The organism is Myroides profundi, assembly GCF_000833025.1.
GTDB classification, from domain to species: domain Bacteria; phylum Bacteroidota; class Bacteroidia; order Flavobacteriales; family Flavobacteriaceae; genus Flavobacterium; species Flavobacterium profundi_A.
The window spans coordinates 4,019,905-4,044,744 of record NZ_CP010817.1 but is presented as its reverse complement, the minus strand read 5'-3'; the positions used below and the strand labels follow the sequence as shown (position 1 = coordinate 4,044,744).

General features: G+C 34.5%; 23 protein-coding genes. 20 read left to right on the top strand and 3 right to left on the bottom strand.

Going from position 1 to position 24,840, the window contains the following annotated elements; all coding sequences use genetic code 11:
• From asnB to purD, 8 genes are all read left to right on the top strand, one after another.
• On the top strand, nucleotides 1-1,821 hold the full coding sequence (asnB, locus tag MPR_RS17955; protein ID WP_041894997.1) for an asparagine synthase (glutamine-hydrolyzing): 1,821 nt from the start codon (nucleotides 1-3) through the stop codon (nucleotides 1,819-1,821).
• A gap of 56 nt (nucleotides 1,822-1,877) precedes the next feature.
• Nucleotides 1,878-2,945: a glycosyltransferase family 4 protein gene (locus MPR_RS17950; protein ID WP_235280478.1), complete on the top strand. Its 1,068-nt coding sequence runs from the start codon at nucleotides 1,878-1,880 to the stop codon at nucleotides 2,943-2,945.
• Nucleotides 2,942-4,192, top strand: coding sequence for an O-antigen ligase family protein (locus MPR_RS17945; protein ID WP_052472766.1), 1,251 nt, complete (start codon nucleotides 2,942-2,944; stop codon nucleotides 4,190-4,192). Before MPR_RS17950 ends, MPR_RS17945 begins: the two co-directional genes overlap by 4 nt.
• A 58-nt stretch (nucleotides 4,193-4,250) precedes the next feature.
• Nucleotides 4,251-5,528, top strand: a complete 1,278-nt coding sequence (locus MPR_RS17940) for an O-antigen ligase family protein (protein WP_041895652.1) — start codon at nucleotides 4,251-4,253, stop codon at nucleotides 5,526-5,528.
• Complete coding sequence (locus tag MPR_RS17935; protein WP_041894993.1) at nucleotides 5,509-6,246, top strand: WecB/TagA/CpsF family glycosyltransferase; 738 nt, start codon at nucleotides 5,509-5,511, stop codon at nucleotides 6,244-6,246. Before MPR_RS17940 ends, MPR_RS17935 begins: the two co-directional genes overlap by 20 nt.
• Nucleotides 6,243-7,226 (top strand): UDP-glucuronic acid decarboxylase family protein, encoded by a 984-nt coding sequence (locus tag MPR_RS17930; protein ID WP_041894989.1) that lies wholly within the window; start codon nucleotides 6,243-6,245, stop codon nucleotides 7,224-7,226. Before MPR_RS17935 ends, MPR_RS17930 begins: the two co-directional genes overlap by 4 nt.
• Nucleotides 7,226-8,575: an exopolysaccharide biosynthesis polyprenyl glycosylphosphotransferase gene (locus MPR_RS17925; protein ID WP_041894986.1), complete on the top strand. Its 1,350-nt coding sequence runs from the start codon at nucleotides 7,226-7,228 to the stop codon at nucleotides 8,573-8,575. The genes MPR_RS17930 and MPR_RS17925 overlap by 1 nt, the downstream gene beginning before the upstream one ends.
• A gap of 105 nt (nucleotides 8,576-8,680) precedes the next feature.
• A complete protein-coding gene (purD, locus tag MPR_RS17920; protein ID WP_041894982.1) occupies nucleotides 8,681-9,952 on the top strand; it encodes a phosphoribosylamine--glycine ligase in 1,272 nt (423 codons plus the stop codon).
• Nucleotides 9,953-9,961: 9 nt separating this feature from the next.
• On the opposite strand, the gene MPR_RS17915 is transcribed toward purD, so the two are convergent.
• Nucleotides 9,962-10,192: a DUF6341 family protein gene (locus MPR_RS17915; RefSeq protein WP_006257986.1), complete on the bottom strand. Its 231-nt coding sequence runs from the start codon at nucleotides 10,190-10,192 to the stop codon at nucleotides 9,962-9,964.
• Nucleotides 10,193-10,303: 111 nt separating this feature from the next.
• On the opposite strand from MPR_RS17915, the gene MPR_RS17910 reads away from it, so the two are divergent.
• Nucleotides 10,304-11,242, top strand: a complete 939-nt coding sequence (locus tag MPR_RS17910) for a DUF6427 family protein (protein ID WP_041894979.1) — start codon at nucleotides 10,304-10,306, stop codon at nucleotides 11,240-11,242.
• Here the strand turns inward: MPR_RS17910 and upp are convergent.
• Nucleotides 11,237-11,890, bottom strand: a complete 654-nt coding sequence (upp, locus tag MPR_RS17905) for a uracil phosphoribosyltransferase (protein ID WP_006257988.1) — start codon at nucleotides 11,888-11,890, stop codon at nucleotides 11,237-11,239. The genes MPR_RS17910 and upp overlap by 6 nt on opposite strands.
• Before the next feature lie 59 nt (nucleotides 11,891-11,949).
• On the opposite strand from upp, the gene MPR_RS17900 reads away from it, so the two are divergent.
• The 11 genes from MPR_RS17900 to argH all read left to right on the top strand — a co-directional run bounded on the left by MPR_RS17900 (nucleotide 11,950) and on the right by argH (nucleotide 23,160).
• A complete protein-coding gene (locus MPR_RS17900; protein ID WP_041894975.1) occupies nucleotides 11,950-12,555 on the top strand; it encodes a DUF4254 domain-containing protein in 606 nt (201 codons plus the stop codon).
• Nucleotides 12,556-12,630: 75 nt separating this feature from the next.
• Complete coding sequence (locus tag MPR_RS17895) at nucleotides 12,631-13,677, top strand: glycosyltransferase family 9 protein (RefSeq protein WP_041894972.1); 1,047 nt, start codon at nucleotides 12,631-12,633, stop codon at nucleotides 13,675-13,677.
• Nucleotides 13,678-13,706: 29 nt separating this feature from the next.
• Complete coding sequence (locus tag MPR_RS17890; protein ID WP_006257991.1) at nucleotides 13,707-14,219, top strand: adenine phosphoribosyltransferase; 513 nt, start codon at nucleotides 13,707-13,709, stop codon at nucleotides 14,217-14,219.
• Between the two features lie 685 nt (nucleotides 14,220-14,904).
• Nucleotides 14,905-15,585, top strand: coding sequence for an N-acetyltransferase (locus tag MPR_RS17885; protein ID WP_041894969.1), 681 nt, complete (start codon nucleotides 14,905-14,907; stop codon nucleotides 15,583-15,585).
• Between the two features lie 18 nt (nucleotides 15,586-15,603).
• Nucleotides 15,604-16,800, top strand: coding sequence for an argininosuccinate synthase (gene argG / locus MPR_RS17880; RefSeq protein ID WP_041894967.1), 1,197 nt, complete (start codon nucleotides 15,604-15,606; stop codon nucleotides 16,798-16,800).
• Between the two features lie 4 nt (nucleotides 16,801-16,804).
• On the top strand, nucleotides 16,805-17,776 hold the full coding sequence (gene argC, locus MPR_RS17875; RefSeq protein WP_041894964.1) for an N-acetyl-gamma-glutamyl-phosphate reductase: 972 nt from the start codon (nucleotides 16,805-16,807) through the stop codon (nucleotides 17,774-17,776).
• Between the two features lie 12 nt (nucleotides 17,777-17,788).
• Nucleotides 17,789-18,928 carry an aspartate aminotransferase family protein gene (locus MPR_RS17870; protein ID WP_006265975.1) on the top strand — a complete coding sequence of 380 codons (1,140 nt, stop codon included), beginning with the start codon at nucleotides 17,789-17,791 and terminating at the stop codon, nucleotides 18,926-18,928.
• A 13-nt stretch (nucleotides 18,929-18,941) separates the two neighbouring features.
• Nucleotides 18,942-19,940 (top strand): Rossmann-fold NAD(P)-binding domain-containing protein, encoded by a 999-nt coding sequence (locus MPR_RS17865; RefSeq protein WP_006265974.1) that lies wholly within the window; start codon nucleotides 18,942-18,944, stop codon nucleotides 19,938-19,940.
• A 3-nt stretch (nucleotides 19,941-19,943) separates the two neighbouring features.
• Nucleotides 19,944-20,723 (top strand): acetylglutamate kinase, encoded by a 780-nt coding sequence (argB, locus tag MPR_RS17860; protein ID WP_041894961.1) that lies wholly within the window; start codon nucleotides 19,944-19,946, stop codon nucleotides 20,721-20,723.
• A gap of 43 nt (nucleotides 20,724-20,766) precedes the next feature.
• On the top strand, nucleotides 20,767-21,825 hold the full coding sequence (locus MPR_RS17855; RefSeq protein WP_041894959.1) for a M20 family metallo-hydrolase: 1,059 nt from the start codon (nucleotides 20,767-20,769) through the stop codon (nucleotides 21,823-21,825).
• A gap of 3 nt (nucleotides 21,826-21,828) precedes the next feature.
• Nucleotides 21,829-23,160, top strand: coding sequence for an argininosuccinate lyase (gene argH, locus MPR_RS17850; RefSeq protein ID WP_041894956.1), 1,332 nt, complete (start codon nucleotides 21,829-21,831; stop codon nucleotides 23,158-23,160).
• A 386-nt stretch (nucleotides 23,161-23,546) separates the two neighbouring features.
• On the opposite strand, the gene MPR_RS17845 is transcribed toward argH, so the two are convergent.
• On the bottom strand, nucleotides 23,547-24,599 hold the full coding sequence (locus MPR_RS17845) for a ferredoxin--NADP reductase (protein WP_041894953.1): 1,053 nt from the start codon (nucleotides 24,597-24,599) through the stop codon (nucleotides 23,547-23,549).
• Between the last annotated feature and the right edge of the window lie 241 nt (nucleotides 24,600-24,840).

The window sequence follows — 24,840 nt, the reverse complement described above, 5'->3', positions numbered from 1 at the left end:
ATGTGTGGGATTTTAGGAAGTATAAATTTACCATTTGGTGAAGCAACATTAAATACAATATATCATAGAGGCCCAGATAGTGGATCTATTGAAAGTTTTGATATAGGGAATAATACTGTTTTGTTAGGACATAGGAGATTAGCCATTGTTGAGTTAACAGAAGCAGGATATCAACCTATGACATCTATAGATCAAAATTTTGTAATTGTTTTTAACGGTGAGATATACAATCATTTAGAGCTTCGAAAGAAATTACCTGAGATTAGTTTTAAAGGGAATTCTGATACTGAGACTATTTTATACTACTTAGCTAAATTTGGTATCAAAGCAGTTAAGGATTTCAATGGTATTTTTAGTTTTTGTTTATTAGATAAAAAAAACAGTAAATTATATTTGGTTCGAGACCATTTTGGGGTTAAGCCGTTGTATTATTTGTTAGAAGAATCTAATAAATTACTTTTCTCTTCTGAAATAAGGCCTTTAAGACACTATAAAGGGAAATTAGAAATCGATAAAGAGAATGTAGCAGAGTTGCTTAAGTTGAGATATAATCCATCGCCAGATACAATATATCAAGGAATCTTAAAATTACGTCCAGGAAATATTCTAGAATATAATTTAGGAAGTAATACAATTGATCTTTATAATTTTATAGATGCAATATCGATTACTAAGAACTATAGTTTTAATAAAGCAGTGGATAAGTATGGACAGCTTTTTGAAGATGCTGTTAAGAGACAATTAATGTCTGATGTAGAAGTAGGAGCTTTATTAAGTGGAGGTATTGATTCTGCTTTAGTGACTTATTTTGCTCAGAAACATTCGGATAGTAAGATTAAAACATATACAGTAGGCTTTGAGGAGAATGAATTTGCTAATGAAATAGAAGATGCTCAAAAATCTGCTGATTTCTTAAAGACAGATCATCATAATATTATTATATCAGCTAGTAATTTTAAAGAGATTTTTGAAGAGACATGTCGCATTGTAGAAGAACCTTTGGGAACAACTTCAATCTTACCAATGTTTTATTTAAATGAGGCTGTAAGTAAAGATTTAAAAGTAGTTCTAACAGGTCAAGGAGCTGATGAACCTCTAGGTGGTTATACTCGCTATAAAGGAGAGATATTAGCAGATAAATACCCTTCATTTATGTTTCAATTAGCTAAACCAATAGCTAATTATAGTAAAAAAGAAAAGTGGATTAGAGCAGCTCAATCACTATCTATAAAAAATGATATTAAACGTTGGGAAAGTATTTATTCTCTATTTACAGATCTAGAGATAAGGGATTTGATAGATACAATAGATGAAAAGAGTTTTGAAAGAATTGCATATTATTATAATTTGTTGAATTGCAAAGAAAAGAGAGGTGTTGAAGGGATGATGGCGGTAGATCTTAGAATGAATTTAGCTGATGATCTTTTAATGTATACGGATAAGGTATCAATGAATTTTACTATTGAAACTAGAGTACCTATGCTTGATACGGAATTGATTCGATTTTTAGAATCGTTGCCTTATGAATATAAAATAGGTGAAGGGGAAACAAAAAAAATTCATAAGTTTTTTGCTAAAGAAGTATTACCAGCAGAAATAATTAATAGACCTAAAAAAGGATTTATGTCTCCTACTGAAAAGTGGTTTAGAGGGGATTTAGGTGAATATTATGTACAAATGATTAAAGAAAGTGATAGTTCATACTTTGAATTGTTTAATAAAAAGGCAGTATTGGATATTTTTGAACAACACAAAAAAGGTTTTAATAGAGAAAAACAGATTTTTACATTACTATCGATTTACTACTTATTTAATGAATAATGAGAATTGCTATTATAACATCAAGATATCCTAAAGATAATCAGCCATATAACCATATGTTTGTGCACGTTAGGGCATTGTATTTTAAATCTCAAGGAATAGATGTGACTATCTTGGTGCCTGCTAAAGAACAATGTGTTTATCATTATCAAGGAATAGAAGTAATAGAGGCTACAACTAATTCAATAGTGCCTTTGTTATCCCAGTATGATTTACTGTATTTACATTTACTTAATCAGTATCCATTAAAGAATGGTGGTTTTAGGATATACAATGCTATTTTAAAGAATAAATATCCTGTAGCGATCTATATTCATGGGACTGATGTGTTAAAATATCCTGAGTATTTGTATGATTTTGAATGGAGTCTAAAAGGCTTGGTTAAATATTTATATGTAAATACATGGAATCATTTAAGAATGAAGAGTTTCTTGAATAATATTAGTAAGTCTCATCAATACCTTATTATGACGCCTTCTATGTGGATGAAACGTCACGCTGAAAAAATTATGAATCATACATTTAATAATTTTCATGCAGTTGCGAATGGTATTGATATAGAATTATTCGATGTTCCTTTTGATTATAATAATAGATTTAAAATACTTACGATAAGGCCTTTATCAGATCCTAAATATGGAGTTGATAAAGCGATTGAGCTGATGCGTTTTCTACCAGAACGATATACTTTGGATATATATGGGAAAGGATATTTAATGGAAAAGTATGAAGATTTGATACAAAAATACTATTTACAAGAAAGAGTAAAAATAGTTGATGATTTTATAGAGCGAGAGAAATTACCTGTTCTATTTTCTAAATATGGTATTTTTAGTGCTTTTACTTTATTTGACTCTCAGGGAGTTATTATGTGTGAGGCTATGGCAAGTAGATTATTAACAATAAGTAATAATAATTCTGCAATAAGTGAATTTATTGAAGATGGAATAGGAGGGTTAATTGATGATGATCTAGAAAAACTTGCACATAGAATCATTGAAATTACTAATAATTCTCATGTAATGGAAAATATGGTAGAAATAGGGAGGAGTAGAATGAAGAAAATTAATTGGCGAAAACAAGGAGAAAGAGAGCTTTCTTTACTAAAGCAAATTGTAACATGAAATTAATACTTGATAATGTAAAAAAGATAGATTTTGTTATAGGGTATTTATTGTTTCCATTATTGATTTTGGACATGATAAATGGTATACTATATGAAAATAATATTGAGTTTATATTTTCCTTAAGCCAATTGTATAAGTTTGTTCTTATTTTTCTATTTTGTATTAGGCTTATTGTGTACCCTAAAGTACTTAAAATAATTTTGTCGTATACGCTAATTTTTTTAATCCCTACAATTACTCAATTTTGTTTTTATAATGCAGATATTAGTCTCCTTTTTCAGGATGTTATTAGAACTTCAAAATATCTAATTATTATCATCTCTTTTTATTATTTTAAGTATTATTTTGTTGAGAATAATAGTTTTAATGTTTTATGGGGGTGGATTAAATTCTCATTTTGGATTTTAGCATTCAATTTATTGAGTAAGTTGGTAGGTCTTGGGTATCCAATGTATGAGTTTGGTAATATTGGGACAAGAGGATATTTTATTGCAGGGAATGAAATATCAGCATTATTAATTGTTCTATCTGCTATCATAGGTTATTATTATTGGGGTATTAAAAAGGATAAGTTAGCTTTTATTTTTTATGGAATTTTTAGTTTTGTTTTAGGTTTATTGATTAGCTCTAAAACAGGGATGCTAGGAATTGTTCTTGTTTATATTGCAATTCTTTTAAGTGTTTATGATTTTTCGAAAAATATATCTAAAGCAACAATAGGTAAGGCACTATTAGGTATTAGTAGTATATTAATCATAATTGTTCTTTTTATAATAAATACATCAATATTTGATAGATATACTTTATTTTGGGATAAGTTAGATTTTGTAACTTTTGTTCTGTCAAGCAGGAATTTGTATTTCCACGAGACTTGGTTAATTATACAAGATAAATATAATTTAATTAATTATTTCATAGGAGTTGGCCCCTCGCAATATTATGAATGGGCATCTAAGTTTGTAGAAATAGATATAATTGATATCTTTTTCTCTTATGGAATAATGGGGGTTCTACTTTTTATTCAATTTTATGGAAATCTATTAAAAGAATCTATTTTACATAGTAAAAGATTGGAATTCCCTTTTGGTCGTTTATCTTTAATTATTTTATGTTTTTTGCTTTTATTATCTTGTTTATCAGGGCATATATTAAATTCAGGAATAGCAGGTATCTACATTGGATTTGGGTTTGCACTTATGTTTAAAAGAAAGAATAAAGCATCTCTATATGAAAAGTATAATTAAAATATTTTGTGTACTATATAAGTAAGTTTTAAAAATGAAAAATTATAATATACCTAAAATGAAAAAAGAGATAATTTTTTATCTAGCTTTTATATTTTCTGCCTCTTTACCTCTTAGTACAAAGGTGGCCAATGTATGTTTAATTCTTTTAGGTTTAGCGGTAATAATAAAGGTATTTAAAGATGGTATTAACCTTAATAAGAAAAGCTTTATAAAGTATGGTTTGACAACTACAGTATTTGTATTAGTTCTCTTAACAATAGGATTGTTCTTTACAGATGATGTAAATAATGCTTTTAAGTATTATGGTCGTTTCTCTTCTTACTTTATTGTTCCATTGATATTTAGTTTTTTACCATTTAGTTTTTTAAATGAAATAAAAAAAACTTCTTGTAAAGGATTGATTATAGGGAGTGTTATATCTAGTTTGATTTTAATATCGATTACTTTTTTTAGGTATTATGTGTTTAAGGGTAATACAGTACAATTACAGGCTGATATTTTAAGTTATGATTTTACTTATCATCAATTTGCGTCCCAATTAAATTTCCATCCAGTATTTCTGGGGTTTTATATTGTTCTTGCTATTGTTTTTCTTATTGAATATAAGGGGCTATTTAATAACTACTTAAAAATATTTTCCTTATTTACTTTATTGTTGTGTTTATTGTTTTTAAATGCTCGTAGTCCTCTATTACTACTATGTATTTATTTCATTGTTTTTTTCATAAGAAGGGTATTGATTTATTTCAAATATAAAAAGGGGTTAGGTCAACTATTTTTATTTTTAGGCTTTACTGTTATGATAGTTGTTAGTGCTATAATATTTTTAAAAGACACTTATTTATATCAGAGATTCTCAAAACATATTGTTTGGGAATTAACAGAGAATAAAGGCACATCTTATGATGGAGTATACTCTAATGACAGTAGAGTTTCTAGATGGAAAGCTATTGCTTCTAAGGGGGGTGAAAGACCTTTTTTTGGTCATGGTGCAGCTAGTGAAGATAAGGTAGTTCTAATAGCATATGAAGAAAATCAACTGATGTATGCGTATAAAGAAGAATATGGACCTCATAATCAATATTTGTCCTTTTTCGTTGAGTATGGACTTTTCGGTGTAGCTATTTTTATTTTTTATTTGTTTTATAATTTGAGGAACGCAATTACAAGTAGAGATATTCTTTATCTCTTCATGTTTATAATTGTTGCTGTAGGTTCTCTATTTGATTCTATTTTATATAGAAATATGGTAGTTATATTTGTTGGTTTTTACTGTAACTTGTTTACAATTATGGATATAAAAAGAAGAAAGAATGAAGCTAGTAATGTTTGATATAGGTATAGATAATTTAACTATGAATGAGACATTAGATGTTATTAATAAATCTATAGATACTAAAGAGCCTATTATGCATATAGTGGTTAATGCTGCTAAACTTGTAAATATGCAAAGTGATATAGAGTTGTTTGATAGTATTAAGAATGCTGATCTAGTTAATGCTGACGGAATGGCTGTGGTATGGGCCTCTAAACTCTTAAAAAAACCATTGAAAGAACGAGTATCAGGAGTTGATTTGTTCGTCAAACTTGTAGAAAATGCTGCAAATAGAGGAGAATCAGTCTATTTGTTAGGTGCAAATGAAGAAGTTGTAAGTAAGGTAGCAGATAAGTTTAAAGAACAATATGGTGATCAAGTTATAGGAGGGTATCGTAATGGATACTTTACAAAAGAAGAGGAACCCAGTATTGTACAAGATATTGTGAATAGTAAAGCTACTTATTTATTTGTAGCAATTAGCTCTCCAAAAAAAGAAATATTCTTGTCAACATACAAAGAGGAATTATCTTTAATAGGTTTTACTATGGGGGTAGGTGGAAGTTTTGATGTTGTTTCAGGAAAGGTAAAGCGCGCTCCTCTATGGGTTCAACAATGTGGAATGGAATGGTTTTATAGATTTCTTCAAGAACCTAAGAGAATGTGGAAAAGAAGCTTTATTACCAATGGTAAGTTTATTTTTTTAGTAGTTAAAGAGAAGTTTAGAAAAGGATGAAAAAAATATTAATAACAGGAGCAGCAGGTTTTTTAGGGTCGCATTTGTGTGATCGTTTTATAGCTGAAGGTTTTCATGTAATAGGAATGGATAATTTAATCACAGGTGATTTAAAGAATATCCAACACCTATTTCAATTAGAGAACTTCGAGTTTTACCATCATGATGTAACGAAGTTTGTTCATATACCTGGAGAATTAGATTATATACTTCATTTCGCATCACCAGCGAGTCCAATAGATTATTTAAAGATACCTATTCAGACACTAAAAGTTGGTTCATTGGGAACACATAATCTACTTGGCTTAGCTCGTGTAAAAGGAGCACGTATTTTGATAGCATCTACATCAGAGATATATGGAGATCCATTAGTACATCCACAGACAGAAGAATACTACGGAAATGTAAATACGATAGGACCAAGAGGAGTATATGATGAAGCTAAGCGATTCCAAGAATCTATTACAATGGCATATCATACATTCCATAATGTAGAAACAAGAATAGTACGTATTTTCAATACTTATGGCCCTCGTATGAGACTTAACGATGGACGTGTTATACCTGCGTTTATTGGACAAGCATTAAGAGGAGAAGACCTAACTGTTTTTGGAGATGGTAGTCAGACTAGATCTTTCTGTTATGTAGATGATCAAGTTGACGGTATCTATAGATTACTGTTATCAGACTATCACCTACCAGTTAATATTGGAAACCCAGATGAGATTACAATATTAGACTTTGCTAAAGAGATTATTGCCCTTACCCAGTCAGAACAAAAGATTATTTATAAAGATTTACCAATAAATGACCCTTTACAACGTTGTCCTAGTATTGAGAAGGCTAAAAAAATATTAGGTTGGGAACCAAAAGTTGGTAGAAGTGAAGGGATGAAGTTGACGTATGAGTACTTTAAGGCCTATTCAAGCGAGGATTTATTAAGAGAAGAACATAAAGATTTTTCAAAGTATATATATTAGTGAGTAAAAATTCAGGTAGATATTCGTATTTAATTAGACCATTGACTATAGCTATTGATTTATTTTTAATCAATACAATGGCAGCTTTATACTTCTCTAGTTTAGAGGGAGTATATCTATTTCATTTAGTCATTACTATTGGTTGGATTATTGCAGCATGGATGAGTGACTTCTATGGAGTCTTCAGACATACACGAGTAGTTAAGATTGGAGAGAAAATAGTAAAGCAGTTTGTTCTGATCTTAGTATTGATTACCTCATTTAACGGGATTGCAGCTAGGTTTGCAGAACCTTTAGAGATATTTATATACTGTGTATACGCTTTTGGAATTATAACAGGTGTGAAGTTCTTTATCTTTTTTTCTTTAAAGTATTTTAGAAGGGTATTAGGAGGTAATTCTAGAAATATCATTCTAATAGGAAAGAGCAAGGAAATATCTTTATTAAATAAACTGTTTATAAAGAGAGGAGATCTTGGTTATAGAATAATTGCTACTTATGATGATGTATTATGTTTAGAAAAAGTAGATGAGATAGAACAACTTATCTTGGAGAATAAGGTAGATGAGATCTATATACAGTTCTCTATAATCCAAGGAGAGGATTATCATAGACTATTAGAGTTAGCAGATAATAACCTAGTAACATTAAAGTATGTTCCTACCCAGAAACAAATTATTACACATAATCTTAAGGTAGACTATTATGATTTGATAGCTATTGTCCCTAGACGTGTTATCCCTTTAGATAAACCATATAATAAGCTATTAAAAAGACTATTCGATATTGTCTTTTCATCTTTAGTGATTGTATTTGTGTTGTCTTGGTTATTTCCATTACTCGCTATTTTGATTAAAAGAGAATCTAAAGGACCTGTATTCTTTAAACAAAAGAGAACAGGAGTCAATGATGAAGAGTTTGTATGTTATAAGTTCAGGTCTATGGCTGTTAATGATGATTGTGATCAGAAGCAAGCGACTAAGAATGACATGCGTGTAACTAAGATAGGAGCTTTTATTCGTAAAACTAGTTTGGATGAGTTTCCTCAGTTTATTAATGTCTTTTTAGGAGATATGTCTATCGTTGGGCCTAGACCTCATATGGTGGTTCATACGAAGTTATATTCAAAGAGAGTAAACAAGTTCATGCTACGCCATCTTATCAAACCTGGAATTACAGGGATGGCGCAGACACACGGATATAGAGGAGAAATAGAAACAGATAGAGATATTATTAATCGATTTAAGTATGATTTGTTTTATTTAGAGAACTGGTCTATACTCTTAGATTTAAAGATTGTGTATCTTACTGTTTACAATGTTTTTAAAGGAGAAAAAAAAGCATATTAATAGGAAAGCATCTAAACTAAATTAGATGCTTTTTTCTTTAGAGTAACTTTCGTTATTGTGTTATTTATATTTATTTTTGGTGTTTAATAACAAACAACACAATTAATGAAAATTTTACTATTAGGTTCAGGAGGACGTGAGCACGCACTTGCTTGGAAAATGCTTCAAAGTTCTAAATGTGAAGAGTTATTCGTAGCACCAGGAAATGCTGGTACAGCGAAAATTGCTAAGAATATAGCGGTCAATCCAAATGATTTTGAAGCAGTAAAGAAGACTGTTTTAGAGCATAAGATTGATATGGTGGTGGTAGGACCTGAAGATCCTCTTGTAAAAGGAATTGTAGATTTCTTTAAAGGAGATGATCTAGTAAATCATATTCCTGTAATTGGCCCTTCAATGAAAGGAGCACAATTAGAAGGAAGTAAAGACTTCGCTAAAGAGTTTTTATTTAAACATAATATACCGACAGCTGGTTATGCTACATTTACAAAAGATACTGTAGAAGAAGGGAAGAAGTTCTTAGAGACAGTAAAAGCTCCTTATGTATTGAAAGCAGATGGATTAGCAGCAGGAAAAGGTGTAGTTATTTTAGAAGACATCAATGAAGCTAAGGCAGAGTTAGAGAATATGTTAGTAGATGCTAAGTTTGGTGATGCTAGTTCTAAAGTAGTTATTGAAGAATTTTTGTCTGGTATAGAATTGAGTTGTTTTGTATTAACTGATGGTAAATCATATAAGTTATTACCAACAGCAAAAGACTACAAGAGAATAGGAGAAGGAGATAAAGGGTTAAATACAGGAGGTATGGGAGCAGTTTCTCCAGTTCCTTTTGCTACTGATGACTTTTTAAAGAAAGTAGAAGAGAGAGTAGTTATTCCTACTGTAAGAGGATTACAAGAAGACAACTTAGACTTTAAAGGTTTCGTATTCATTGGATTGATTAAGGTTGGAGATGATCCATTCGTGATTGAGTATAATGTACGTATGGGAGACCCTGAGACAGAAGTGGTGATGCCTAGAGTAAAGACTGATTTAGTAGACCTTTTTGAAGCAGTGGCTAATGAAACACTTGATACAGTTGAGATAGAGTTAGATGAGCGTACAGCAACTACTGTAATGTTGGTATCGGGTGGTTATCCTGAAGACTATGAGAAAGGAAAAGTAATTACAGGTATAGATGACGTAACAGATTCTATTGTATTCCATGCTGGAACAGCGCTAAAAGATGGAGAAGTAGTGACTAATGGTGGTCGTGTATTAGCTGTTACATCTTATGGAAACAGTTACGATGAGGCATTAAAAAAATCTTATCAAAACATAGCTAAGCTAAATTTCGATAAGATTTATTACCGTTCAGATATAGGTTTCGATTTGTAAAAATCGAAACTATTTTAAAAATGAGTGGGCTGTAGTATCTTGGTCATCTTCATTATTTGCTTTGAAGATTTTTAGTTGTTTTAACCAAAAAGCAAAATAGTAGCAAGTAATAAGGATAAACGCCCAAGTAATAATATTTGCAGTCCACCAATTTGTTAATTCTAATTTTGCAAAAAGATCCATTGGAATAAATAGAACTTTTTCAAAAAGGAATCCTAATCCAAGAAAAAATGAAGTCATTGTACTTTATTTTAAATTAAATAAAATTATTTTATTAATCCGTTACTAAACTTATTCAACCGATAAAATGGAAGTATAGGCTTAATATGTACAAAAATATAAAATATATAAATGTTAGCAAGTATTTTTAGTAAAACAAAACCAATTAATTACATTATACTGACCATCTTAATTCTATTAATCAGTGTTTTGTACTTATTTATAGACCAAGATCAGTTGGTTTGGACTACTTATGAGTTTGGTAAAAGAACTGTTTTACTAGCTTTGCTAATGGTGATGATGTATTTATCACAGTTTATTGCTACTCGTAATCGATTAGTAAGGGACAATGCTTATGTACCTCTTTTATTTGTATCTTTTTTAATGCTATTCCCTACAGTTTTAGTACATAGTAAGGTTATTATAACCAACTACTTTATCATGTTAGCATTGAGAAGGATATTCTCATTACATTCATTGAAGCAGTCTAAGGAGAAGATGTTTGATACCTCTTTATGGATTTTTGTAGCAGGGTTATTTCACTTTTGGAGTGTATTATTTTTACTTCTATTGTTCTTTGCGATAACTTATTTTGGAGCAAAAGATTATAGAAACTGGTTTATTCCAATCATTGCTTTTTTCTGTGTTTCTATATTTTTAGAATTGTACTTAGTGATCACAGACGGTAGTTATTATGACTGGTTCTGGGAGAAGTGCAGAGTGAGCTTTGACTTTATGTATTTTGAGAACGTATATCAGAATATAGCTTTGGCAGTCTATGTACCTATCGCTTTATTGTTCTTTGTTAGCCAAGCAGCGAGTATTTCTTCGAAGCCTTTTAATATGCAAAGCACCTATAAGAAAATACTATTATCTTTCCTTATAGGCGTTGCTATTTATGTGATTTCTGCTGAAAAGAACAACGGAACTTTAATATTTACTTTCTTCCCATTAGCTGTTTTAGGAGCTAATTATATAGAAGATATTCCACAGAAGTGGAGAAGAGAAGCCATAGTATACAGCGTATTTGGACTAGGGGTATTCTTCTACTTCATGCAGTTAGTATTATAGTTTATGTCCGTATGCTAAATCTCCAGCATCACCAAGTCCTGGTACGATATAATTGTGATCGTCTAATTTCTCATCTAGAGTAGCTACCCATAGATTTACATTATCAGGAAGGTTTTCTTCTAAGTATTGTACTCCTTCAGGAGCAGCGATAACTACAGCTATATGTAGTTCTTTTGGCTTTTCTTCAGCCATTAGCTTATTGATTACGGCTACTAGAGATTGTCCTGTAGCTAACATAGGGTCAATAAGGATCAATATTTTGTCTTGGAATGAAGGTGCCGCTTGATACTCAACTAAGATCTCACTAGCTTCACCGTGTTTTCCATGACGGCGATAAGCAGATACGAATCCATTCTCAGCGTTGTCAAAGAAGTTCATAAATCCTGTGTGTAGTGCTAAACCAGCACGTAGGATAGAACATAATACTACATTGTCTTCAATGCATGTTGTGTGTTTTACTCCTAGAGGAGTTTGTACAGCAATATCTTTATAAGGTAACTTCTTACTTAACTCATAAGACATAATCTCTCCGATTCGCTCGATATTTTTTCTAAATCGCATGCTATCTTTTTGGATATTAACGTCTCTAAGTTGTGCTAAAAAGTGGTTTAGGATACTGTTTTCTGCTGAAATATAATGAATTTTCATCTCGGTATAATTAGTACGATAAAGGTATAAAAACTATATTTGTAAATAAAATAATTAGTATGTTTTCAGAATTAGCATTTCCAATATTCGAAGAGAGTATTCGTGACTATCATAAATTTGATAATGTTGACCAGCCAATCAACAACCCATATCCAAAAGATGATATTAAACATTTATTGTATTTAAAGAACTGGATTGACACTGTTCAATGGCATTTCGAAGATATTATCCGCGATCCACAGATCGATCCTGTAGCTGCATTAACTTTGAAAAGAAGAATTGATGCTTCGAATCAAGAGCGTACAGATATGGTAGAATATATTGATAGCTATTTCTTACAAAAACACAAAGATGTTCAAGTAAAAGCAACTGCTAAGATTAACTCTGAGAGTCCAGCTTGGGCTATTGACAGACTATCTATCTTATCTCTTAAGATTTATCACATGAATGAAGAAGCTACTAGACCTGAAGCTACTCAAGATCACAGAGATAAATGTCAAGCTAAATTGGATGTACTTTTAGAACAAAAGAAAGACTTAACTACTGCTATCGATGATTTATTAAATGATATCGCTAACGGAGATAAGTATATGAAAGTATACAAGCAAATGAAAATGTACAATGATGAGGAATTAAACCCTGTATTGTACCAAAACAAGAAATAATCATATCTTTGATAAAAAAATATAGAAAGCGTGAGTATTCACGCTTTTCTTGTTCATAACCTAATTTAACTAGTTGTGGCACAGTTGAAACATATATTGGTATTTAGATTGTCTGCTATGGGGGATGTCGCTATGACAGTGCCTGTAGTGCGTGCTTTAGTAGCACAGCATCCAGATGTACGAGTGACTGTAGTATCTCGTCCTTTTTTCAAACCTTTTTTTAAAGATATAGACAGGGTTGATTTCTTTGCAATTGACGTAAAGAAACGACACAAAGGATTCTTAGGTTTGATAAGATTATTTAGTGACTTAAAGAAGCTTAAGGTTGATTATTTTGCTGATTTTCACAATGTACTACGAGCGCAGATTATCAGAACTTTATTTAGTTTAAGTGGTACTAAAGTTGCCGCATTAGACAAAGGAAGAGAAGGAAAGAAAGAACTTACTCGAGCAGAGAACAAAGTCTTTAAACAGTTGCCTACGATGTTTTCTAATCATCAGAATACATTAGCTAAACTTGGTTTTAAAGTGGATTTAACTAATCCTCAATTCCCCGCTGTACCAGAGTTAGCTCCTGAGTTATTACAATATGTAAAGGAGAAAGATACCATATGGATTGGGATTGCTCCTTTCGCACAGTATGATACGAAAGTGTATCCTCTTAACTTGATGCAACAAGTGGTAGACTCCTTAGCAGAACGTGAGAAGTCTATTATATTCTTATTTGGTGGAGGAGAAAAGGAAATAGCTTTATTGAATCAGCTAAAACGCGATAACTATAATGTAATCGTGATGGCAGGTAAGGTGAAGTTTGATATAGAGATTAATCTTATACAGCATTTAGATGTAATGCTATCAATGGATTCAGGAAATGCACATATAGCAGCCATGCTTGGTAAGAAAGTTGTGACTCTGTGGGGAGCGACACACCCTTATGCGGGCTTTGCGCCGTTTAATCAACCTGCAGACTATTGTATCACTGCGGATAGGTCACAGTATCCATTATTACCTACGTCTGTGTATGGAAATAAGATTGTAGAAGGGTATGAAAACGCCATGCATACAATAGATCCACAAGTAGTGTGTGACAAGGTTATAGAAGTAATAAAATCAGATAAATAATTGTATTTTTACAGTATAAAATATTGACTATGAACATAGCAGATTATATTAGAGATATTCAAGATTTTCCGAAGGAAGGTATTGGTTTTAAAGATATCACTCCATTATTAAATGACCATGCAGCTATGGTAGAAGCTACTAATCAGTTATTAGCATTAGTAGGTGATAAGAAGATTGATAGAGTAGTAGGGATGGAGAGTAGAGGTTACTTTTTTGCTACTTTGTTAGCAGAGAAGCTTGGAGCAGGATTTATTCCTGTGCGTAAACCAGGTAAACTTCCTTTTGACACGATATCTGAAGCGTATGGATTAGAGTACGGAACAGATATCCTAGAGATACATACTGATTCGATTAAGCCAGGAGAGAAGGTATTAATCCATGATGACGTATTAGCTACAGGAGGTACAGCAGAGGCTGTATGTAAGCTTGTAGAGCGTTTAGGAGGTGAGATAGTACAAGTAAACTTCTTAATGGAACTATCATTCTTACACGGAAGAGATAAGTTATCTAATTATGACGTGAAAAGCTTAATTAGCTACTAATACAGTAAAAAACATACTTATAGCCCTATTCAGTGTCTTATTATAAGAGACATTGAATAGGGCTTTTTTTATTGTCTAAGGAGAGAATAATTCCTCTTTTTTAATCCATTTTATCACCGTTATTATAGGATAATTGAGTTCAATATTAGAGGTGAAAACAATGTTTTTATAGCGTTTATTTAGAGAATAAAACACCCTTTTTAATGGTGGTTTATATCCTATTTTAAATAAAGGGAGAGTGCAGAAATGACGTTCAAAATGAACTATTAGGTAAAATGAACTAAAAATATTTTGATTCAAATACTGTCAAACTCTTAGTATATAAGGTATTGAGCGATGTTTTATTTTTTTAATAAAAACCTTGCATAATCCAATTTTAATTAGAAAACTTTGTTCATGCTTATTTAAGCAGTTATAAAACTTATGAAGAGAACCGATTTAAATATTACTTTTATCTCTAACAACATTGCCTTAGCAACTGTTGCGGTTTTCTCATTGTCTACATCGCGGTCATCTCGCGCCCGGGCTTAATCTTTTTTAGCCTTTTTTTAGTATAATGCCTTTTTTGGCATTATATCTGTACATATATCATTGATTTTTAATGCTTTTCAGACAGTCTGAGGATGATTGTACCTATTCGGTATCAATATCTTGGCTCGTTTGATTCTTAATCACTTGTTTTGAAATGAATTCAAATCAGTTTATCGTAATTCCTGCGAATGAAACACACGTAGGATATGCGGAACAAATTTGTGAAGAAATGGCTCAGTCAGCTCTTGCTAGAGGGACTGGTATTGCTAGAAGAAAACCAGAGTACGTTGCCAATAAAATGGTTGAAGGTAAGGCTGTTATCGCCCTACATATTGATGGTACTTGGGCTGGTTTTTGTTACATAGAGACTTGGAGTCACGGTGATTATGTAGCCAATTCTGGACTGATTGTTAATCCTGTTTTTAGAAAAGAGGGACTGGCAAAAGCTATTAAAAAATGTGTTTTTGAATTATCTAGAAAGAAATATCCAAAGGCTAAAATATTCGGTCTAACTACAGGGTTTGCTGTTATGAAGATCAACTCAGATTTAGGCTATGAGCCTGTGCCTTACTCAGAACTTACTCAGGATGAGATGTTCTGGAAAGGGTGTGAGAGTTGTGTAAACTTCCAAATCTTACAGAGCAAAGAGAAGAAGAACTGTCTTTGTACAGCCATGCTTTGGAACCCAGAAGATAAAGAAAAAGAGCTTCGGAATAAAATAGACCAAAAGACCAAAGCAAAAGAGAGACTTAAAAATATGCAGAAAAAGTACTCATTGCTGAAACGATTGCAAATGCAATTGAAGAAAACAGTCAAAAAAACACATCTATTTTAATTTTAAAACACATCAATCATGAATAATAAGAAAGTTGTATTAGCATTTAGCGGAGGATTAGACACTAGCTTCTGTGTAATTTATTTAAAAGAAGAGTTAGGGTATGAAGTACACTCTGTAGTGGTAAACACAGGTGGATTTGATGCAGCAGAAGTGAAGGCTATCGAAGAGAAAGCGTATGCTTTAGGAGTTGCTTCTCACACGACTATCGATGAGACAGAGGACTACTATAATGACAGTGTGAAGTACTTGATTTTTGGTAACGTATTGAAGAATGCTACTTATCCATTATCAGTAAGTGCTGAACGTGTATGTCAGGCTACAGCTATTGCTAATTACGCTAAGAAGATTGGTGCCGAAGCGGTTGCTCACGGTAGTACAGGGGCAGGGAATGACCAAGTGCGTTTTGATATGATCTTTAATATATTGGTGCCTAGTATACAGATTATTACACCTATTAGAGATCTAAAATTAAGCAGAGAAGAAGAGATTGAGTTCTTACAAAAACACGGTGTCGAAATCAATGCAGAGAAAGCGAAATATTCAATTAATAAAGGTTTATGGGGAACTTCAGTAGGTGGAAAAGAAACCCTAACCTCTAATCTATATTTACCAGAAGAGGCATGGCCTACACCAGTGACTAAAGCGACTCCTGAGACAGTGGAGATTACTTTTGAGAAGGGTGAGCCAGTAGCTTTAAATGGTAAGCAACTAAAACCTACTGAGGTTATCCAACAGTTACAAGACTTAGCTCAACCATTCGGTATCGGTAGAGATATCCACGTAGGAGACACAATCATTGGTATCAAAGGGAGAGTTGGTTTTGAAGCAGCAGGGCCTATTATTTTAGTGAAAGCACACCACACTTTAGAGAAACATACGTTGACGAAGTGGCAATTGAGCTGGAAAGAGCAGTTAGCATCATTCTATGGTAACTACCTACACGAAGGACAGTTCCATGATCCAGTAATGAGAGATATGGAAGCATTCTTGAGTAGTACACAGCAGACCGTAAGTGGTAAAGTAATCGTAGAGTTACACCCACATCGTTTTGTAGTGATAGGTATAGAGTCAGAGCATGACCTAATGTCTAATAAGTTTGGTAGCTATGGAGAGATGAACAATGCATGGACAGGCGAAGATGTAAAAGGGTTCTCTAAGATCTTTGGTAACCAAGTCATGATTTGGCACAAAGTTAATAACCAAGACCAATAGAACTATGCAGACAATAAAAGCAGGAATAGTTGGAGGTGCTGGCTATACGGGAGGAGAGTTGTTGAGACTTCTCTTACCTCATCCCGCAGTAGAGATCACCTTTGTACACTCTAACAGTAGCGCTGGTAAGCCAGTATATGAGATTCACAGTGACCTATTCGGAGATACAGACTTACATTTTACGAATGTGTTGATGGAGGATATTGATGTATTGTTTTTGTGTATGGGGCATGGAGATTCTAAAGTATTTTTAGCAGAGAATGACATTGATAAGGAGATTAAGATTATAGACCTCAGCCAAGACTTTAGATTAAAAGATACAGCAGGAGAGTTCGTTTACGGCTTGCCAGAGTTGAATAAAGAGAAGATAAAGAAAGCGAATTATATAGCTAATCCAGGTTGTTTTGCTACAGCATTACAGTTAGCCTTGTTGCCTTTAGCACATGCAGCTAAGATGCCTGAGTCTATTTATATCAATGCTTTGACAGGGTCTACAGGAGCTGGACAGAGTCTATCTACTACATCTCACTTTAGTTGGAGAGCGAATAATATATCCGTATATAAAGCTTTCACTCATCAACACCTTAGCGAGATAGGAGAAAGCCTTGTACAACTACAACCTGACTATGTACAGAACATTAAGTTTATCCCAGAGAGAGGAGATTTTGCGAGAGGGATTTTTGCAAGTGTGATGTTTGAATCGGCTTTGACAGAAGAAGAGCTTTATACGATGTACAGCACATATTATGCATCGCATCCATTTACACACGTAAGCAAAAAGGGGATTGACCTAAAGCAAGTGGTAAATACGAATAAATGCTTGGTGTCTATCGTGAAGAACGGAGATGATGTATTAGTGACTAGTGCGATAGATAACCTACTAAAAGGAGCAAGCGGTCAAGCTGTTCAAAACATGAACCTGCTATTCGGATTAGACGAAAAAACAGGTTTACAACTAAAAGCTTCGGCTTTCTAACAACGATTTATTATGATGAAATTATATGATGTATACCCACTTAACCCTATCGAGATTGTAAAAGGATTAGGGAGTAGAGTATATGACAGCAAGGGTCAAGAGTATTTAGACTTATATGGAGGGCACGCTGTGATCTCTATCGGTCATACTCATCCGCACTATGTAGCGAGATTAACGGACCAATTAAACAAAATCGGATTTTATTCTAATTCTATAGAAATCCCTCTTCAGCAGCAATTAGCTGCCTTATTAGGGGAAGTAGCTGGGTTGGACAATTATCAATTGTTTTTGTGTAATTCAGGAGCAGAAGCAAATGAAAACGCTTTAAAATTAGCTTCTTTTTATAATGGTAAAAAGAAAGTTATCGCTTTTGATAAAGCTTTTCACGGGAGAACTTCTCTTGCCGTTTCTGCTACTGATAACCCAAAGATAGTTGCCCCAGTCAATCAAACAGAGAACATTGTGTTCTTGCCTTTTAACGATGAGCAAGCTCTTGAACAAGCTTTCGCGTCTTACGGTGATGAAGTTACAGCAGTGATTATTGAAGGAATACAAGGTGTAGGAGGAATACAAGTAGCTACAGATAGCTTCTTAGCGAAAATCAGAAGTCTTACTACGCAGTACGATGCGGTGTTTATCGCAGACGAAGTACAGTGTGGATATGGACGTACAGGTTCTTTCTACGCAGTGAATGACGGAGGAGTGAGTGCTGATATCTATACGATGGCGAAAGGAATGGGGAATGGATTCCCTATCGGAGCGATAGCGATAGGAGAGCAGTTTAAGCCTTGGCATGGACAGTTAGGAACTACTTTTGGAGGAAACCACTTAGCTTGTGCAGCAGCCCTATCTGTATTAGAGGTTATGAAGCAAGACAATCTAATGGCAAATACAGCACAAGTAGGGAACTACTTAATCAATGAATTAAAGAAATTAGACAAGATACAGGAAGTAAGAGGAAAAGGACTGATGATTGGAATAGACCTTGCTCCTGAGTTAAAAGAGGTTCGTAAAGAACTATTAGTGAAAGACCACATCTTCACGGGTAATGCAAGCCCTAATGTAATTCGGTTGTTACCAGCATTAAATCTGACTCAAGCTGATGCAGATTTATTCTTGGATAAATTCAACAACAGATTACAACAATTCTAAAAAGACAATTACAATGAAACAATTTTTTTCCGTTAACGATATACCTTCTCTATCTAAAGCAGTAAACAGCGCATTAGCGTGTAAGGCAAACCCTTTTGCAGAAGAAACTCTTGGCAAGCACAAAACAATAGGTTTAGTATTCTTAAATCCAAGTTTGCGTACAAGGATGAGTACTCAGAAGGCTGCTGCTAACTTAGGGATGAATGTAATGGTGATGAATATGACATCAGACGGTTGGGCTTTAGAGACTAAAGACGGCGTAGTGATGGACGGAAATACAGCAGAGCATATTAGAGAAGCTGCAGCTGTGATGGGAGAGTACTGTGATATATTAGGACTTCGTTCGTTCCCTGGACTAAAAGATGCTGAGGAAGACTATAGCGAAGAATTGTTTAGCAAGTTCGCTAAGTACTGTGGCAAACCTGTAGTGAGCTTAGAGAGCGCGACAAGACATCCTCTACAGAGCTTCACAGACTTAATCACCATAGTAGAGCACTTCGATTATAATTATGATGCTGCACAAGATAAATTAGTACCTCAAGGCAAAAAACCTAAAGTAGTATTGACATGGGCACCGCACGTTAAGGCACTTCCACAGGCAGTACCGAACTCTTTCGCAGAGTGGATGTGTAGAGCTCAGGCAGAAGGTCTTGTAGACTTTGTAGTGACTCATCCAGAAGGTTATACGCTGAAAGAGGAGTTTACAGCAGGAGCTACAGTGACTACTAATCAGGATGAAGCTTTAGCAGATGCTGACTTCGTATATGTAAAGAACTGGTCGAGTTATGAAGACTACGGACAGATAACGTGTACAGATAAGTCTTGGATGTTAACTCTTGATAAATTAGAAGCAACCAACCAAGCTAAAGTAATGCACTGCCTACCTGTTAGACGTGATTTAGTGATCTCGTCAGAAGTATTAGATAGCGAGCATGCTATCGTGATCCAAGAAGCAGGAAACAGAGTATGGGCAGCACAAGCTGTATTAAAAGAAATGCTTAAAAACCAATAAAATATGCAAAGCCTTACAGTTATTAAGATAGGAGGTAATATCGTCGATGACGAGTCTGCGTTAAACGCTTTTTTAGACATCTATGCTCGTATAGAAGGCCCTAAGGTCTTAGTACATGGTGGAGGTAAATTAGCTACGCGTATGGCTGCGCAGTTAGGGATAGAAACTCAGATGGTCAATGGGCGTCGTATCACTGACGAAGCGATGTTGCCTATAGCTGTAATGGTGTATGCGGGTTTAATAAACAAACAAATCACAGCTCAACTTCAAGCAAGAGGTTGTGATGCGATGGGAATCTCAGGAGCAGACGCTAAGCTGATACAGAGTCATAAACGCCCTACTGAGCCGATAGACTATGGTTATGTAGGGGACTTTGAAGCAAGCGATGTGAATGTGGTTCGATTACAACAATTGTTAGAGATAGGGATTAATCTTGTTTTCTCTGCGATTACGGCTGATAAGGAAGGCCAACTACTAAATACCAATGCAGATACTATTACCTCTAATATAGCCGTTGCTCTCGCTACTAAGTATAAAGTAGCCTTAGTATATTGCTTTGAGCGCAAAGGGGTACTGCAAGACATTAACGATGAGAACTCTGTGATCAATACCATTAATCAAGAGAACTTTACACAACTAAAACAACAAGGGGTGATAGCTGATGGTATGTTGCCAAAGATAGAGAATGCTTTGGCGGCTGTCAACCAAGGAGTAGATAAGGTATGTATCAAGAAAGCAGAAGATCTATTAGATATAAAAGCTGGTACTACGATTCAACTCTAATATAATATAACAAGACAACTACCCATAACTATATAAAACCACAATGAAAGACAACTTATCACAACAGGCAATAGCTTTATTAGAAAGCCTTATAGCATCTCCATCTTTTAGTAAAGAAGAGCACTTGACTTCTGATCTAATCGCTAACTTTTTAGAGTCTCATGGAGTAGCTATTCACCGAGAGCTTTTTAATGTATGGGCGTTTAATAAGCACTATGATCCGAGTAAGCCTACAATCTTATTGAACTCTCACCACGATACCGTGAGACCAAATAAAGACTATACTCGTGACCCGTTTAAGCCTGAGATTATAGATGGCAAGTTGTTCGGATTGGGGAGTAATGATGCTGGAGGGTGCTTGGTCTCTTTAATCGCTACATTTCTTCACTTCTATGAGAAAGAGGGGATGAAGTATAACTTCTGTATCGCTGCTACGGCAGAAGAAGAGATATCAGGGAATGATGGCTTAGAATTTGTAATACCTAAATTAGGTGAATTAGAATTCGCTATCGTAGGAGAACCTACACAAATGCACTTAGCTGTAGCAGAACGTGGACTAATGGTACTCGATTGTGTAGCTCATGGGCGCTCAGGACATGCAGCGCGTAATGAAGGAGACAATGCGATATTTAAAGCAATAAAAGATATAGAGTGGTTTAATACCTATCAGTTCCCTAAGGTATCTGAGGAGTTTGGACCGATCAAGATGAGTGTAACGATGATCAATGCTGGTACACAGCATAATGTGGTGCCTTCTACTTGTGATTTTGTAGTAGATGTACGTGTGACAGATGCTTATACAAACGAAGAAGTATTAGAGATGGTGAGACAGCATGTAGATTGTGAGGTCAATGCGCGCTCTACTCGATTAAAGCCTTCGTCTATAGCTAAAGATCACCCTATCGTACAGGCGGGTATAGCACTAGGTAGAGAGACCTATGGCTCACCTACTACGAGTGACCAAGCCTTGTTAAGTATTCCATCGCTTAAGTGTGGACCTGGCGACTCTGCTCGCTCACATACAGCAGACGAATTCGTCTATGTAAAGGAGATAGAAGAGGGAATAGCCTTGTATATAGAGATGTTAACGCAAATCGTGTAGCAAATGAAATTATGGCAAAAAAACACTACTGTAGATAGTAATGTAGATACCTTCACAGTAGGACAAGATAGAGTGTTAGATATGAACCTAGCGGCATTTGACGTTATGGGGTCACTAGCACATACACAGATGTTAGAAAGTATAGGATTATTAGAGTCAGAAGACTTAGTCCTTATTCAAAAAGAATTAAAACAGATATACCAAGAGATATTAGCTGGTCAATTCGAGATAGAAGATGATGTAGAAGACATACACTCTCAAGTAGAGTTATTATTGACTAGGAGAATAGGTGAGGCTGGTAAGAAGATACATTCAGGACGTTCTAGAAACGACCAAGTATTAGTAGATCTTAAACTTTATTTTCGCCATGAGATAGAGGAGATAGTCACTAAGACGAAGGAAGTATTTGATACACTACAGCAATTGAGTAATCAGTATAAAGATGTTTTACTGCCTGGCTATACGCATTTACAAATCGCAATGCCTTCGTCATTTGGCTTGTGGTTTGGGGCGTATGCAGAGAGCCTTGTAGACGATTTAGAGATGATGCTAGCTGCGTGGAAGGTTACGAATAAGAACCCATTGGGTTCAGCTGCAGGTTATGGTTCATCATTTCCACTAAACAGACAGATGACTACAGACTTATTAGGCTTTCAGTCTATGAATTATAATGTAGTCTATGCACAGATGGGCAGGGGGAAGACAGAGCGTATCTTAGCACAAGGGTTAAGTGCTATTGCAGCTACTTTAGCTAAGTTCGCGATGGATGGATGCTTGTATATGAGTCAGAACATGGGCTTTATCAAATTCCCAGATCATTTGACTACAGGTTCGAGCATTATGCCACATAAGAAGAATCCAGACGTTCTAGAGCTTATTCGTTCAAGATGTAATAAGATACAAGCCTTGCCTAACGAAATAGCCTTAATGACTACTAATTTGCCTTCTGGGTACCACAGAGATCTTCAGTTGTTAAAAGAGAACTTGTTCCCAGCTTTCACTTCATTGAAAGAATGTTTAGATATTCTGAAATTGATGTTGGACAATATAGAGGTGAATAAAGAGATATTAAGCGATCCGAAATACGACTATTTGTTTAGCGTTGAGGTAGTGAATGACTATGTACTAAAGGGGATACCTTTTAGAGAAGCATATAAAGAGATAGGGCTGTCGATAGAGGCAGGTACTTATCAACCGTCAAAAGAGGTAAACCATACACACGAAGGTAGTGTAGGTAACCTGATGAATGAAGCAATCGAAGGAGAGTTTGACCGTGTATACACGTCATTCAACTTTGACCAAGTAAATGAGAAACTAGTAAGTTTAGTGTTGTGATAGATTGAAAGAGGCTTTTCCACGCGGTGGGAGAGCCTCTTGCTATTTATTAATTTATCACTGTTAACTATAATTGATTTAGGGCTGTATGAAGTATAATGCTTCGTACAGCTCTTTTTTATTGTGTTATTGTAATGTGTTTTATATCTCGGTACGGATTTGCAATCTGCGTGTTATTTCTAAAATATTAAATGTGCTTTTATTACCTTTTTTTATGGGATGGTCGGCATGTGGTCGGCTAGTGATGGGCATTTGGTCGGCTTAAAAGTACCAAAAATAGCCTATCACTAGCCTATCATATAGGGAGCAATAGGCTATCACCTCGGAGTATTATCGCAAAAAAAAGCTCTCCACTGTGGGAGAGCTTAGATTATATCGTATATCTATTATATATCGTCGTAGTCTACATAGATTTCGTCTGATGTAACGATAGCTTGACATGATAGGATAAGTCCGTCTGCTATCTCATCATCTGTAAGGATGCTGTTCTTCTTCATCACAGCAGATCCTTTAACGATCTTACACATACATGAGCTACAGATACCTCCCTGACATGAGTATGGAGCATCTATACCTGCTTTAAGTACACCGTTTAGTAATACTTCACTCTTCGGCATCTCGAAGCTAGCTTCTTCATCATCTACTAGCGCAGTCACCTTAGTAGTACCTCCTTCTGCCTGTACAGGGTTTACACCATCTGTGTTAGGAGTGAAGATCTCAAAAGCGATTTTGTCTTTTGCAACACCTCTATCTTGTAGAGTAGCACTTACAGTATCGATCATGTCTTCTGGACCACATAAGAAGAAACGAGCGAACTCTTTTTCTTTGTGTTTGTTGTTTACTACGAAGTTGATCGCTGCTTTATCTATACGTCCGAAGATAGAATCGTTCTCTCTAATACGAGAGTAAACGAAGTGGATGAATAGACGCTCTGCGTATTGTTCTTGTAGTTTGTATAATTCGTCGTGGAAGATAGTCTCTTCCGCATTTTTATTACCGTATACTAGTACGAACTTGCTGTTAGGCTCTTGCTCTAATACTGTTTTTAGTATAGACATCACAGGAGTGATACCACTACCAGCTGCAAAGGCTGCATAGTTATTAGCTACTGAAGCGCTAGGCTCAAAAGTGAATCTTCCTTCTGGATTCTCTACTTCTAGTTGGTCACCTGCTTTCAGTGTTTCGTTTGCAAAAGTAGAGAACACACCGTGTTCTACTTTTTTTACTGCTACACGTACTTCTCCACTAGTAGGAGTAGAGCAGATAGAGTAAGCTCTACGGATCTCTTTCCCTTCGTGTTGGTGTTTAATATTAAGATATTGACCTGCTGTGAATGCAAATTCCTCTTTTAGGTTGGCAGGAATATCAAATGCTATTGATACTGCATTAGGAGTTTCTCTGCGAACTTCTTTTACAGTTAATAGGTTGAATCTTGACATAGGTAGTTTAGTTTGAACTGACAAAAATACAAAAGAGAATGAGTTAAAGGTGTATTTAATGTTATAATGACTAATTCTTTTACAGTTAATTAACGCTTTAGAACTTTCTCTACTTAGGTATTGTCTTATTCTGTGAGAGGATATAGTGGTATGAAGTCAATGAATATGAAGGTTAGCGATGTGATGAGGTATGAAGACTGTATGAGGTGTTCTGTTATTTAGTATAATATCATGGTCAAGG